Raw genomic sequence first — 14,096 nt, forward strand, 5'->3', positions numbered from 1 at the left:
ATCGCATCGCGCGCCAGACCGACCTGCTGGCCCTGAACGCGGCGGTGGAAGCCGCCCGGGCCGGCGAGCACGGCCGCGGCTTCGCGGTCGTCGCCTCGGAAGTCCGCAAGCTGGCCGAGCGGTCGCAGACCGCCGCCACCGAGATCGGCGCGGTCTCCAGCGACACCGTCAAGGCCGCCCAGTCGGCCGGCGAGATGCTGACCAGCCTGGTGCCCAACATCCGCAAGACCGCCGAGCTGGTGGCCGAGATCAGCGCCGCCTGCCGCGAGCAGGACATCGGCGCCTCGCAGATCAACGAGGCCATCCAGCAGCTGGACAAGGTCACCCAGCAGAACGCCAGCGCCTCGGAAGAGATGTCGGCGACCTCCGAGGAGCTGGCCGCCCAGGCCGAGGAGCTGCAGACCTCGATCGCCTACTTCCGCACCGACTCGACGGGCGGCGTCGCGCGCAAGCCGGCCCGGGCTCCGGTCCGCCGCGCTGCGCCGGCTCCGGTCGCCCGCAAGGCCGCCGCGCCGGCTCGTCCGACCGTGGCCGCCCAGCAGGCCCGGGCCAGCGGCTTCGCCCTGGACCTGACCAACGGCGGCCCCGACGCCCAGGACGCCGACTTCCGGGACTATGCGTGATGGCCGGTCCTGAAACCGCTTACGTCACCCTGGCGCTCGGCGACGAGGTCTTCGCCGTGTCGGTGGCCTTCGTCCGAGAGATCCTCGACTACGAGGCGCCGTTCGCTGTTCCCGAGGGGCCGGCCTATCTCCTGGGCCTGACCGACGTCCGGGGGCGGGGCACCCCGACCCTCGACCTGCGGCTGAAGCTGGGCCTGCCGCGCGTTGCGCCGACCAGCGCCACGCGAGTGCTGGTGCTGGACGTGCCGTTGGCCGATCGCGTGCTGTCCCTAGGCCTGGTCGCCGACCGGGTGATCGAGGTGATCACCGTGGCCGCCGATCAGATCGAGGCCGCGCCGGACATCGGCGTGCCCTGGCGTTCGGACTACATCCAGGGCGTGGTGCGCCGGGACAACGCCGCCGGCAAGGGCGGTTTCGTGGTCATCTTCGACCTGCCGCGCCTGCTGACCAGCCAGGACGTCGCCGCCATCGCTCAAGCCGCCTAGGGCTCACGTCCGAAGCTGGAAGGACCCTCGTGTCGACCCAGACCCTCCAGGCGCCGTCGCCGACCGAACAGCTGACCGAGAAGAACTTTCGCCGCCTGGCCGAGTTCATCCATGGCTACAGCGGCATCAAGATGCCCGCGAACAAGCGCACCATGCTGGAGGGCCGCCTGCGCCGCCGCATGCGCGCCACGCGGATCGGCAACGTCAACGACTACTGCCGCTACCTGTTCGAGGACGACGGGATGACCGCCGAGGTCATCCACCTGATCGACGCGGTCACCACCAACAAGACCGAGTTCTTCCGCGAACCCGCCCATTTCGAGTTCATGACCAAGAAGGGCCTGGCGGCCCTGGCCGCCGCCGGCCGGCGCGAGATCAAGATCTGGAGCTCGGCCTGCTCGACGGGCGCGGAGCCCTACACGATCGCCATGGTGATGGACGAGTTCTGCGGTAGGCAACGGGGCGTCGACTACTCGATCCTGTGCACCGACATCTGCACCGAGGTGCTGGACCAGGCCGTCGCGGGCGTCTTCACCGAGCAGATGATCGAGCCGGTGTCGATGGAGCGCCGCCAGAGCTACGTGATGAAGGCCAAGGACCGCAGCAGCGGCCAGGTCCGGATCACCCCGCGCCTGCGCGCCAAGCTGGCCTTCGCCCGCCTGAACCTGATGGACGAGGCCTATCCGGTCGACACCGACCTGGACATCATCTTCTGCCGCAACATCCTGATCTATTTCGACAAGGCCACCCAGGCCAAGGTCCTGAACCGCCTGTGCAATCATCTGGCGCCCGGCGGGTATCTGTTCCTGGGCCATTCGGAATCGATCGTCGGCATCGACCTTCCCGTCGTCCAGATCGCCAACACCGTCTTCCAGAAGCGGTAGCCGCCATGCCCCTGGGCCGAAAGATCCGTGTTCTGATTATAGACGACTCGGCCACGGTGCGTCAGACCCTGGCCGCGGTGCTGGCGTCCGATCCGCAGATCGAGGTGCTGGGCGTGGCGTCCGATCCGTTCGTGGCCGCCAAACGCATCGCCGAGGAAATCCCCGACGTCATCACCCTGGACGTCGAGATGCCGCGCATGGACGGGATCACCTTCCTGCGCAAGCTGATGGCCCAGAAGCCGATCCCGGTGGTGATGTGCTCGTCCCTGACCGAGGCGGGGTCGGAGACCCTGCTGCAGGCGCTGGAAGCCGGCGCCGTCGACATCATCCTGAAGCCGAAGATGGGCGTGGCCGACCATCTGATGGAATCCAAGATCCGCATCTGCGACGCGGTGAAGGCCGCCGCCGGCGCCAAGCTGGCCGGGTCCAGGCGTCCGATCCCGCAGTTCGCCCGCCCAGCCCACGAGCCGGAGAAGAAGCTGACCGCCGACGCAATGCTGCCGCCGCCGCCAGTCCCAAAAGGGGGGGCGACCAAGGCGATGGCGCGCACCACCGAGAGCGTGGTCTGCATCGGCGCCTCGACCGGCGGGACGGAGGCGCTTCGCGTCCTGCTGGAAAGCCTGCCGCCGGACTCGCCGGGCATGGTCATCGTTCAGCACATGCCCGAGAAGTTCACCGCCTCGTTCGCCAAGCGCCTGGACGGCCTGTGCGCCGTCGAGGTCAAGGAAGCCGAGGACGGCGACACCGTGCGCCGTGGCCGGGTGCTGATCGCGCCGGGCAACAAGCACACCCTGCTCGAGCGCAGCGGGGCCCGCTATTACGTCACGGTCAAGGACGGCCCGCTGGTCTCGCGCCACCGGCCGTCCGTCGACGTCCTGTTCCGGTCCGCCACCCGCTCGGCGGGGTCGAACGCGGTGGGCGTGATCATGACCGGCATGGGCGACGACGGCGCGCGCGGCATGGCCGAGATGAAGCAGGCCGGCGCCTTCACCCTGGCGCAGGACGAGGCCACCTCGGTGGTGTTCGGCATGCCCAAGGAAGCCATCGCGCTGGGCTGCGTGGACCGGGTGGTTCCGCTGCAGAACCTGGCGGGCGAAGTGCTGAGGGCGGCGAGCCGGTAAGCTTCACCCTCTCCCGGAGGGAGAGGGGTTCAGAACAGCACGTCGTCCAGGTCTTCCACCGGCGGCGCGATGACCTCGACCTCGGTCGCGGCCGCCTGGGCCAGACCTTCGGTCATGGCGCGATGGACCTCGCGCTCCTGGGCCATGGTGTACTGCTTGGCCAGCCGGGCCAGGAGCGGATGCAGGGACCCGGCGACGTCGTCGGTGAAGATCTCGTCGTCGCCGGCCATGTCCAGCAACTGGTTGGCGGCGGCGTCGAGCACCGAGCCGATCTGGGTGTGAAGGTCGCTGCGCTCGGCGGCGCGGCGCAGCAGGTCGACGACGTCCGCGCCCTGGCGGGCCACGGCGTCCAGGGCGCTGTCGACCCCGTCGCCGGCCTTGCCGATCCGCGCGACGGCGCCGCTCAGCACCGTGGCGGCGGCGGCGGCCTTGCCGTCCTCGCCCGCGCGGCCGGCTTCGCTCTGGCCCAGGGCCTCGGCGGCGTCGAACAGGCCTTCCAGCGAACTGGTGGTCTGGGCGGCCGACTTCTCCAGGTGGATGGCGTGGGCGCGCAGCTCGACGGCGATGACGCCCAGCGGCTTGCCGGTCTCGCCGATGCGGCTGCATTTCAACGTGGTGTTCAGCGCCATCATCTGCACGTCGGCGCGGATGTTCTGGATGCCGGCGATGCGTTCGGTGAGCTCGCGGGCCGAGACGGCGGCCGAGCGGCTGACGCTTTCGGCGGCGCGCTCGCCGGCGGTCATGGCGCCGACCAGGCCCAGGGCCTGGCCGACATTACTTTCCAGATTGCGCAGGAAGTTGGCCTCGGTGCCGTCTCCCTTGCCCGAGGCCAGGTCGCGCAGGCGCAGCAGCTCGGTCGCGTCGGCGGCCATGCCGATCACGTTGTGATTGATGCGGCCGACTTCGCGGTGGAAGTCCTCGGCCATGGCGGTCAGCTGGGCGCCCAGCAGGCGGTGGACGAAGGCGCGGGCGCGCTCGCGCGGCGCGGAGGCCAGGGCGGCGATCTCGCTCGCCTCGTCCAGGAACTTCAGGCCGGCCTGGACGTGCTCGATCCGCTGGCGGGTGCTGTCGCCGACCTGCAGGGCCGCGAGGCCGCCGCCGACCTTCTTCTGGACGTCGCGGGCCAGGGCGGCGACGGTGACGGCGACGCTGGCGATGCGGGCGTGGTGGTCGGCGATGGCGGCCGCGCTGGCGGTCAGGGCGTCGGGCACCGCCGGCAACAGGTCGGCGCAGCTCTTGGCCAAGTGCTGTTCATGCGTCAGGGCCCCGCGCAGGGTCTGGTCCAGACCCATCAGGTCGTTGTTCAACGCGTCCAGCTGGGCGCCGCCCATCTCGATGCAGTCGTAGATCTCCTGGGCGAAGATCGCGAACTCCGGACCCGCCGCGGCGATGCCGCCGGAGGTGATCTTGATGTTGATCGCGAAGACCCGGAGATAGGCCAGGTGCTGGCGCATCTCGGCGATGCGGCCGGCCAGGCCGTCGCTGAACTTGACCAGTTCGCCGACGCGGTCGCGGCGGGCGTCCAGGCTCCGGGGCAGCGACTTCAGCGTCTCGGCCGCCTGGACCAGTTCGCTGGTAGTGGTCGCCACCGTCTCGGCATCGAGATTGGCGCGGATCGCGTCCAGGGCGGCGATCAGCGAGCCGACGCCCTCGACGGCCCGCGACAAGACGTCGCCGGCTTCGAGAAAACGGGTTTCCACCACCTGACGGGCCGTTTCGAGACGCGCGCCGATCTGCGCGCCCCCCGGGGCCCGCGAAGGAGCCTGGAAAGTCGTCGCGAAAGCCGCCGAGGAAGACGCTAAGGCCATGAAATCGCCGGATGATTACTCTTGCCCGACTATGCCGGAGGATGTGCGAAGGCGGGGTAAAGATCGGGCGTTAAATTGCCAGAACCGGGCCGGGTTCAGGCCTCGGCGGCCGCGGTCTCCGGCGCGTTCTGGGCCTTCTCGAAGGCCTGGCCGATGGCGGCGAACAGCATGGCGCTGGTGATCGGCTTCTCCAGGTGCAGGTCGGCCCCGGCCTCGCGGCTGGCGCGGATGTGCTCGGGGCGGGCATTGGCGGTCAGCATGATGATCGGCGTGCGCGCCGCGCCCGTCGCCGCCTCACGCGCGCGGATTTCTCGAACGGCGTCCAGGCCGTCCATCACCGGCATCTGCATGTCCATCAGGATCAGGTCCGGCGTCACGGTCGCGCAGACCTCGACGGCTTCGCGGCCGTTCTCGGCGGTGAAGATCTCGGCGACCTCCGCCAGCATCAGTTCGACGATCTTGCGGTTGGTCGGATGATCGTCGGCCACCAGCACGCGGGGAATGTCGAGCCTCTCGGGCGCGGCGTCGGCGACGGTTTCGACCGGGCTCTCCCGATGGACGGGCAGGGGCAGAGAGAACCAGAAGGTCGATCCCTGGTCCGGCGCGCTGTCGCACTCCAGGGCGCCGCCCATCAGCTCGACCAGCTCGCGCGAGATCGCCAGGCCCAGGCCCGCGCCGCCGAACCGGCGGGTGAACGAGACGTCGGCCTGCTGGAAACGGTCGAAGATGCGGGCCTTCTCCACGGCGTCGAAGCCGATCCCGGTGTCGGACACGCGGAACCGGGCCCGGTCGTCGGCGTCGAGGGTCGCCTCCAGGGTGACGCGGCCGTGGTCGGTGAACTTCACGGCGTTGCTGAGCAGGTTGGTCAGCACCTGGCGCAGCCGGGCGCCGTCGCCGATCACCATCGTGTCGACCGCCGCGTCGACGCGGGTCTCCAGGACGACGCCCTTCTCCTCGGCGCGCAGGGCGCACAGCGCCGCGACCGCGCGGGCCATGTCGCCCAGGTGGAAGGCGTCGGTCTCGATCACCACCTGGCCGGCCTCGATGCGGACGAGGTCCAGGACGTCGGACAGCAGGCGCTCGAGGCCGCGCCCCGAACCGAGGATGATGTCGACCAGCTCCCGGGCCCGGGGATCCAGCGCGCCCTTGGCCAGCAGATCCGCGCCCGCGACGATGCCGTTCAGCGGCGTGCGGATCTCGTGGCTCATATTGGCCAGGAAGGCGGACTTGGCCTGGCTGGCCTGTTCGGCCTGCTCGAGGGCGGCGCGCAGCGAAGCCGCCGCGGCCCTGCGGGCGGTGACGTCCTCGGCCAGGGTGATCAGATGGCGCGCGCCGACGTCGTCATAGGTCGCCAGGGTCTTGGTCGTGAAGTAGCGCGGGGTCCCGTCGACGCTCTCGCCGAGCGCCTCCTCGGACAGCTGCATCTCGCCGGTCCGCAGGACCTTGGCCTCGACTTCGTCGGCATGGGCGGCGATCCACGGCGCCAGCACCTCGCCGGCCGTCCGGCCGACGGCCTCGTCGGCGACCACGCCCAGGGCGTCCTCCGCGGCGCGATTGATCAGCACATACCGGCCGTCCTCGACATTCTTGACCGTCAGGGGCGAGGGCAGAAGCTGGACGACGGTCCTCAGGAAGCCCTGGGTCTCGACGGTCTGGGTCACGTCGCGGGCGGTCGCCAGCAGGCGGATCACCTGGCCCTCCCGGTCGAGGATGGGCGAGATCGTCGTGTCGCAATAGGCGCGGGCGTGCTGGGCCGCGCCGAGGAAGGCGCGGAAGCGGGCCACCTGTCCGGTGACGGCCACGTTGAACGACCGATCCAGCGAGAAGCGGCTTTCCTCGGGCCAGATCTTCCGCCAGTTCGCCAGATCGGCCTGCTCGGCGGGGAACATCGCCCGGGCGCGGCGATTGGCGTGCTCGATCGAGCCGTCGATCCGCAGAATCCAGGCGCAGTCCTGACTGGCGTCCAGGATGTCGAGGGCGCCGTAGCCGACGCTCTCAGCGCTGGAGGGATGGCCGTTCACGGCTCGGGAGCCTCGCTGGATCACTGCCGGTCGCGATTTCACGGATCGCGACCGGGAGGACCATAAGCTCATGCTTGCTTGAAAAGACTCTTAAGCGGCGCTGGCGAGCCCTTCGAGATAGCGGCTGGCCACGCCGAAGGCGTTGCAGTCCGGGTCCCCGCCAGGCGCCGCCGTCGACGAGACGCGCAGGTTCGTGTTTCCAGCGCGGATCAAGCTGTCACAAGTGCGACTTACGGTTGACGGTCGCGGAGCTTTGCTGTCGGCTGGCATGAGTGCTTCGGTCGGGATCGTGACGGGAAGCGCCGGGTGATTGATTCCTGTGGTCGCCGGTGGCGAAGACGGTCTCTGAGGCGGGGAGGGAGCGGTGAAAGCGTCTGTCGGTCTCTTGGTCACGATCGCGGTTTCGGCGTGCAGCGTGGACACCATCGGCGCCGGCGTTCGATCGGGAGGAGTATCTTTGAGCGCGTTTACCGTGATCGGCGACGGCCCCTGTGCCGGCGCCACGCCGGTCGGCTTCGTGACGCGTCCTGACCTGCTAGTCTGGACCTGCAACGACGGACGGCTGATCGTATCGCCTCGTGCCGAGCCGATGCGAGTCCTGCGCGAAATTCCCGACGTGATCCCGATGCTCTCCTACTGGATGGAGCGACAGGGGGACCGGGCCAGCCTGGTGAAGTTCCATAGCCCGGAGCCAGGTGACTATGCACTTAAGGTCGCCGACCTGACGACTGGCGCGTTGTCGCGTCGCTCGATCACGCCGGCCGGATCCGACGTCGTCGAGGCCGTCGAGGCCAATCCGGCGGCAGGCTGCTTGATGGTAGTCAGCGTCGATCCCCGGCAATTCGAACAGAGCGTGAGGCGTCAATCCTATCCGCGCCATGTGAGGATCTATCCGTATCGGTCCGGCGAAGTCGGCACCATCGACCTGTCACGCACCACCGCCGAACTAGAGGTCGATCTGCACGAGACCGTGACGAACGGCGTTTCAGCTGCCGGTTCCTCGCTGCGCTGCACCCGTGACTCCCAGGGTCAGGCGGCCATCTACGCGTCTGGCATTCGGGAGGCTCGGCCCGATCCGGATCGTCCCTACACACTGACGCGGATCAACGTGTCCGGTTCAGTCGTGGTGGAGCGGGCCGCCGCCAACATCTTCATGGTCTCGCCTCGAGATAGCCACCTGCTGGGCGCTCTCGACCAGGATACTGGCACGGCTTGGAGGATCGATCCCGACCAGGACGTCGCAGAGATCGTTCCCCCGCGCGCCGACTGGCGATGGGTGAGCTTCGATCCACGCACCCGATCGGGCCTTCAGGCAAAACCCCACGGCTCAGCCCCAGGCGAGGTCGAGCTTACGCTCGTCCCGGCCCAGCCCGGCCTGTCTGAAACCATCCTGGCCGCCGGCCAGACCCTTTACGATGGCACCGTGACCCCGGACTCAGGTGCCTTCCTCGCCAGGCTCGACGTGCGGGGTGTCATTCAAAACGACCGAATCCGCGAAATCAGCGGCGACCACGTCATCTGGATCGAGGGGCAATAACGTGTCCGAAACCGCAAAGTGGCAAGTTTGGCTCACCGAAGCCAAGAACAAGCTCGGCCTCGGCCAGAACCTATCACCCGTCGCGAGGACATCGTACTACGCCGAATATCTGCAGGCCGTCCGCAATCTCGGCGGTGCGTCGTGGACCAGCAATATCGGCCTCGCGGGATGGTCCGTCGTCGCGACCAGTAACATCCCAGTTTCCATGTTCAGCGACACCAAGGTCTTCGGCACGACGGGCGCGAACCGCAAATCACCCTATTTCGACATCCGGGCCGATCTCTACTCCCCCCCGAGCGGCGCCGGAACGATGTATCTCGGCTCTCCGGGAGCCATTGGCTGGGAGAAGGTCGCCGGTGCCGCGACCCGGACCTACGGCCTGCAAGGCGTGGCTCCCGATGCGACGACAGGCGCGCGCCTGGCCGACGCTAAGGCCTGGGTCACCGCCAATGCGGACGGCTTGATCAAGAAGATGATTGATAATGGCGCGACGACGATCGAGCTCACCGGCTATTCGATCGGAACCAATGAAACCGCATACATCACGGCGTACTTGCGCAAGTATGTCGCCGACCACAACGTGGCGATCACCGTCCATGCGACCTATTACGCGCCCTACAAGCTCAACAGCCTGGATGCGATTTTGGCCAAGGACGGGCTGAGCATCCAGGGCGCGCTCGGGGACGTCTACTATCGATCTAACGATTTCCCGACCGCCGCCGATGCTGGCCATCCGTCGTCTCTCGCTCTGCCGGGCAAGACGCATGAACTCCCCAATCAGAGGAGGGAGACCACCTATACGGCCTTTGGCAAGTCGGTGACGCTGCTGAATGGCATGCCGGTCGCGAACCACGACATCAATGATATCGCCGAGGACATCGAGGCTGGACGCATCGGCGGCGTGGTCGTCGTTCGCGGAAACGACCGGATACCGATGACCGCGTCCCAGTTCGAGGCATATCTCAATAGCCTCAAAGCCAAAGGCGGTGCCTTCGTCATCGGCGGCGTCGATGTTACCGACATCATCATCGCCCGTGCCGGTGTCCAGTACACTCAGGTCGCCGGTCCGGCGATGGCGACGGTCGTGGATCCCGGCCAGATCATGCTTGAGCTGGAACTCGCCGCAACCCGGGGCGGGTATCTGGGCTCGCTGGTAGGCGCCAGCATCGGGCGCGCCCTGGTCGGTGACGATGTGATCGGCTCAACGCTCGCCAGCGGTCTGCTGTCGGCCATCGGTGCGCGCCTAGGCAAGGGGTTGGCCATCGGGGCGACTGGCGGCACGGTGCTGAGCCAGATGCGTCAGGCCGTCAGTGACGTCACGCATTTGAAGAACCTGCAGTTGGGCAACGCCTTGGGCTCGGCCGCCATTGGCACGGTGAGCTCGCTGCTGACTCTGGAGCTGTCCGATGGCCTGGGCCTGGATGGGGTAGTCGGCGAGGTCTTCGGCAACGTTGTCGGATCGACCCTGCAGGCCGCCATCCAGAACGCGATGGCGGGCAGGAACTTGCTCGACGGCTTTTCCAAAGTTGGCCAGTTCTTCAAAGGTTCAGAGGGGTTCGCGGGTGCGAACAGCCTGGCGGCCAGTGCGATCGCTTCTTATCTTGGCGTCAAGCTTGGATCCTTGGTCGTTCAACCTCAGACGCAGGCTGGCGTCGTTCTTTCGTCGCTGGGATCCGCCGCTGGCGGTTGGGCGTTCGGAACCGTCGCGGGCGGCTTGGGCTGGGGCGCGGGAATCGGCTCGGCGTTCGCCACGAGTTTCGGCGGCAGCACGGCGGCCACTTGGATCGGCCTGAACGTGATAGCGCCCGGCGTGGGCGTCTTCATCGGCTTTGTGCTGGGCGCGCTGATCGGCAATTTGTTTGGCAAGAAGAAGCCCAAGATTCCGACGGCCAGCGCCGAGACGGTGCTACAGATTCCCTATGCGCAGTATCAGCTTGGAGCCATCACAGTCGCCAACAACGGCAATCGCGACTTGGTCACCTCGATGGCGCTTGCCGCGCGTGATACTCTCAACGGTTTGATCTCTACCATCGCCTACACCAACACCACGGCCTATGTGTCCAACCTCAACGGCTATGGCACCACACAGGCCTACGGCCACACTGCCGACCAGATCTACGTCAAGATCAACGGTGCCCAGTCCAACTTTGCCTCGGCCGACGACGCCGTGGATTTCGGCGCCTTGGCGGCAATTCGCAATACCAAGATTGTCGGCGGCGATATCTTCGCCAAGCGGGTGATTTACAGATCGAACGCTACGTCCCTCGCCACGCTGGGCGGGGATCTCCAGGTTGCGTCGGACTTCCGAGTTTACCAGACGTCGCCGGAATCCGTGGCTGGTCTGATCGCAGATGGCCAAAGCGCGTTGTCGGCCACCGACAAAGCCTATTTCGATCAGAACACTAACCTAATCTACGCCGTGCTGATGAAGGACGGAGGCGGCGTACAGACCGAATACCAAGCGGCATACCTGGCCAACCAGGCGCAGATCGATCGCATCGTCACCGCTATCCGCCCCACGGCGACGGGGGCCAGCTGGATCATCGCCCTGCAGCGCGCAGCTGAGCTGAATCTTGACCTGTTCGCCTCGTCCGACTTCTACGGCGGCCTGCAAGGCTTCCTCTCCAGCTTCGACGCGGCCGGTCACGGCGTGGCGTTCGAGAACTTCTACATTCGCGACAACGGCAACTGGCAGGTGAAGATCGGCGCCAGCGGCCTGGTCAAGGTCACGGACGTCGACAGCCCGGCGGCCAAGATCTGGCGGCTCTACAACGCGGTCATGCGGCGGATGCCGGACCAGCCCGGCTTCAACCACTACACGGCCATGCTGCGCAACGGCTCCACCCTCTCGCAGATCTCCGCGATCTTCTACGGCAGTCCGGAGTTCGCCCTCAGCGGCGCGACGGCCCTGAGCAACGCGGCCTTCGTCGACTGGATGTATGCCAACATCCTGCATCGTCCGCCCAACCCCAATGGCTGGCTCGCGCTGCTGGAGGGCGGCATGAGCCGCGCGGACGCCCTGATCGGCTTCTCGGAATCCGCCGAGTACAGGGGCATGACCAACGCGACGCTGCTCGCCAACACCTGGGTGGACGAAGCGGGCCTGGGGACGTTCTCGATCCTGCCGACGGCCTCCCTGGACGGCCAGTCGGTGACGATCGACAGCTTCCCGTGGGCCATGAACTATGGCGGCGGCTATCGCTTCAGCAACGGAACCGGCGCCCAGACCTCCAGCGGCTCGGAAATCATCTGGTCGGCGAATGACGGGGCGATGGTCGTCGATGACGAGCACACCGAGATCCAGATCACGTACGAATACTACTGGAATGGCTGGGACTACGACCAAGTTACGATCGAGACGCCCGTCTTGGTGTCGGGCGGCGACGACATCTTCGTCGGCGGCCAGTACAACGACACGCTCTACGGCCGTTCGGGCTGGGACTGGCTGGACGGCGGGGCGGGCAATGACGCCCTGGACGGCGGCGCCAACAACGACGTGCTGATTGGCGGCGCGGGCGACGACGCGCTCTGGGGCGGCGACGGGGACGACTACCTGGCCGGCGGCGATGGCGCCGACGCGCTCTATGGCGGCGCTGGCGCCGATATCCTGGTCGACGGCCAGGGGTCGGAAATCCTGGCGGGCGAGGACGGGGACGACACCTTCCTGATCTCGGCGGACTACACGTTCAACTGGTTCGTGGGCGGCGCGGGCAGCGACACCGCCAGCGCCGAGCGTTTGGGGTTCGGGGTCTATCTTCATCTCGACTACCGGCCACCGGAATGGAACGGTTCTCCCGACCCCTGGGCGGGCGACCCCAGCTCCTTGGCCATCAGCGTGGTCAATGTCGACAATTGGGCTCAGTGGTACACCTCCGACGGCCTCATGAGCGTGGAGAACGTCACAGGCTCCCGGTACCGCGACACCTTGGCCGGCAATGCCGGCGACAATGTCGTCAAGGGCCTGGACGGCGACGACACGCTCTACGGACAGGGGGGCAACGACACCCTGGAAGGCGGGGCCGGCGCGGATGTCATGGATGGCGGCGCGGGATTTGATTGGCTCAGCTACGCCGGCTCGACCGCCGGGGTCTATGTGGACCTGACCACGCAGGATGCCTTCGGCGGCGACGCCGAGGGTGATAGGTTCGGCGCCGTCGAGGCCGTGCGCGGCTCCAAGTTCGCCGACCAGTTGAAGGGCTTCGACGGCGGCGACAACTGGCTGGACGGCGGGGCCGGCGACGACTGGCTGGTCGCCACCACCGGCGCCGACGTCTTCGTCGGGGGCGAGGGCAAGGACTTCGTCGACTATTCGGCGGCGACGTCGGGTATCTCGCTGTACCTGGGAGCCTATACGCCGACCAGCCAGACGACCGGCAACGGCTATGGCGGCCTAGCCGCCAGCCAAGCCTATATCGCCGTCGAAGGCGTCGTCGGCTCGGCCTATGGCGACAGTCTGTCGGCCGGCGACGGCGACCAAACCTTCGTGGGCGGCCACGGATCGGACTATCTGGCTGGAGCGGCCGGGGCGGACACCTATGTGCTGAACCGCGGCGACGGCTATGACACGGTCGCCGAGGACAATCAGGGCTGGAACACCTTCTCGTTCGGCGAAAACGTGAAGTTCTCCGATCTGTGGATCGGGGCGCAAGGCGGTGCTGGCGGCTACCTGGATATCGGCATCCGCGGCACTGGCGACATGATCCGGATGGTCGATAATTTCGGGAACTATCCGATCGCCGGCAACAACAAGCTCAAGTCGATCGACCTGAACGGCGCGGGCCAATTGGACGTTGGCGCGATGAGCTTCGCCATGGCCGGCGACGACAACGCCAACGCCTCGCTCTACGGCGGGGCCAACCGCGCCGACATGATCTTCGGCTACAACGGCGCCGACCACATCTATGGCGTCCAGGCCGGTTGGACGGACCAGACGGGCGACGCCATCGTCGGTGGGCTGGGCGACGACAGCATCTCCACCTCGGGCGGCGATGACCAGTTCGCCTACGACCGGGGCGACGGCTTCGACACCATCATCGACACCGGCGGCGAAGACACGCTCGTCTTTGGCTCGACCGTCGCGGCCGAGGACGTGATCTACCAGGTGGTTGGCAACGAGCTCTTTATCGGCGCCAAGGACGCGACCAACACCGCCCTGACCGCCAGCCAGGTCGCTGATCGCATCATGATCGTCGGCGGCGCCGTCAAATACCAATTTGAAGACGCCTATACCCACGAGGTGCTGAGCGAGACCTACAACACGGTGGAGTACGTACTGGCCGGTGGAACGTCGATCGACCTGCGCAAGCTGGACATCAACTGGGTGCCGATTGTCTACTGGAACTACAGCAACTACTCCCCGATCGCTCTGGACCTGGACGGCGACGGGCTGAACCTGTCGGCGGTGGACAGCTCCAACGTGGTGGTCAAGACCGCCCAGGGCGGGCTGTCGAAGATCGGCTGGGTGGGGCCGACCGACGGCTTCCTGGCGGTCGACCGCAACGGCGACGGGGCGATCAACACGCTGTCGGAAATCTCGTTCGTGCAGGACAAGCCGGGCGCGACCAGCGACCTGGAGGGCCTGCGCACCTGGGACACCAACGCCGACGGGGTGCTGGAC

General features: G+C 67.2%; 8 protein-coding genes. 6 read left to right on the plus strand and 2 right to left on the minus strand.

Annotated elements, in window-relative coordinates; translation table 11 throughout:
- From AC1DYP_RS24250 to AC1DYP_RS24265, 4 genes are all read left to right on the plus strand, one after another.
- Positions 1-623, plus strand: a 623-nt coding sequence (locus tag AC1DYP_RS24250) for a methyl-accepting chemotaxis protein (RefSeq protein ID WP_477048490.1), incomplete at its 5' end; no start/stop codon positions are given.
- Positions 623-1,108 (plus strand): chemotaxis protein CheW, encoded by a 486-nt coding sequence (locus AC1DYP_RS24255; RefSeq protein WP_477035631.1) that lies wholly within the window; start codon positions 623-625, stop codon positions 1,106-1,108. The genes AC1DYP_RS24250 and AC1DYP_RS24255, both read left to right, overlap by 1 nt.
- Positions 1,109-1,137: 29 nt before the next feature.
- Positions 1,138-1,992, plus strand: coding sequence for a CheR family methyltransferase (locus tag AC1DYP_RS24260; RefSeq protein ID WP_477048491.1), 855 nt, complete (start codon positions 1,138-1,140; stop codon positions 1,990-1,992).
- A gap of 5 nt (positions 1,993-1,997) precedes the next feature.
- Positions 1,998-3,113 (plus strand): protein-glutamate methylesterase/protein-glutamine glutaminase, encoded by a 1,116-nt coding sequence (locus AC1DYP_RS24265; RefSeq protein ID WP_477048492.1) that lies wholly within the window; start codon positions 1,998-2,000, stop codon positions 3,111-3,113.
- 29 nt (positions 3,114-3,142) lie between these two features.
- Here AC1DYP_RS24265 and AC1DYP_RS24270 read toward each other — a convergent pair whose 3' ends face one another.
- Together AC1DYP_RS24270 and AC1DYP_RS24275 are read right to left on the minus strand one after the other, a co-directional pair.
- The gene (locus tag AC1DYP_RS24270) at positions 3,143-4,816 is read right to left on the minus strand and encodes a hypothetical protein (RefSeq protein WP_477048493.1); all 1,674 of its coding nucleotides are present in this window, start codon (positions 4,814-4,816) and stop codon (positions 3,143-3,145) included.
- Positions 4,817-5,016: 200 nt separating this feature from the next.
- Positions 5,017-6,942, minus strand: a complete 1,926-nt coding sequence (locus AC1DYP_RS24275) for a hybrid sensor histidine kinase/response regulator (RefSeq protein ID WP_477048494.1) — start codon at positions 6,940-6,942, stop codon at positions 5,017-5,019.
- 415 nt (positions 6,943-7,357) lie between these two features.
- Between AC1DYP_RS24275 and AC1DYP_RS24280 the strand changes: the two genes are divergently transcribed.
- On the plus strand, positions 7,358-8,479 hold the full coding sequence (locus tag AC1DYP_RS24280; RefSeq protein ID WP_477048495.1) for a hypothetical protein: 1,122 nt from the start codon (positions 7,358-7,360) through the stop codon (positions 8,477-8,479).
- A gap of 1 nt (position 8,480) precedes the next feature.
- Positions 8,481-14,096, plus strand: a 5,616-nt coding sequence (locus AC1DYP_RS24285) for a DUF4214 domain-containing protein (protein ID WP_477048496.1), incomplete at its 3' end; no start/stop codon positions are given.

The sequence above is a fragment of the Caulobacter sp. P1_D6 genome, from assembly GCF_056406095.1.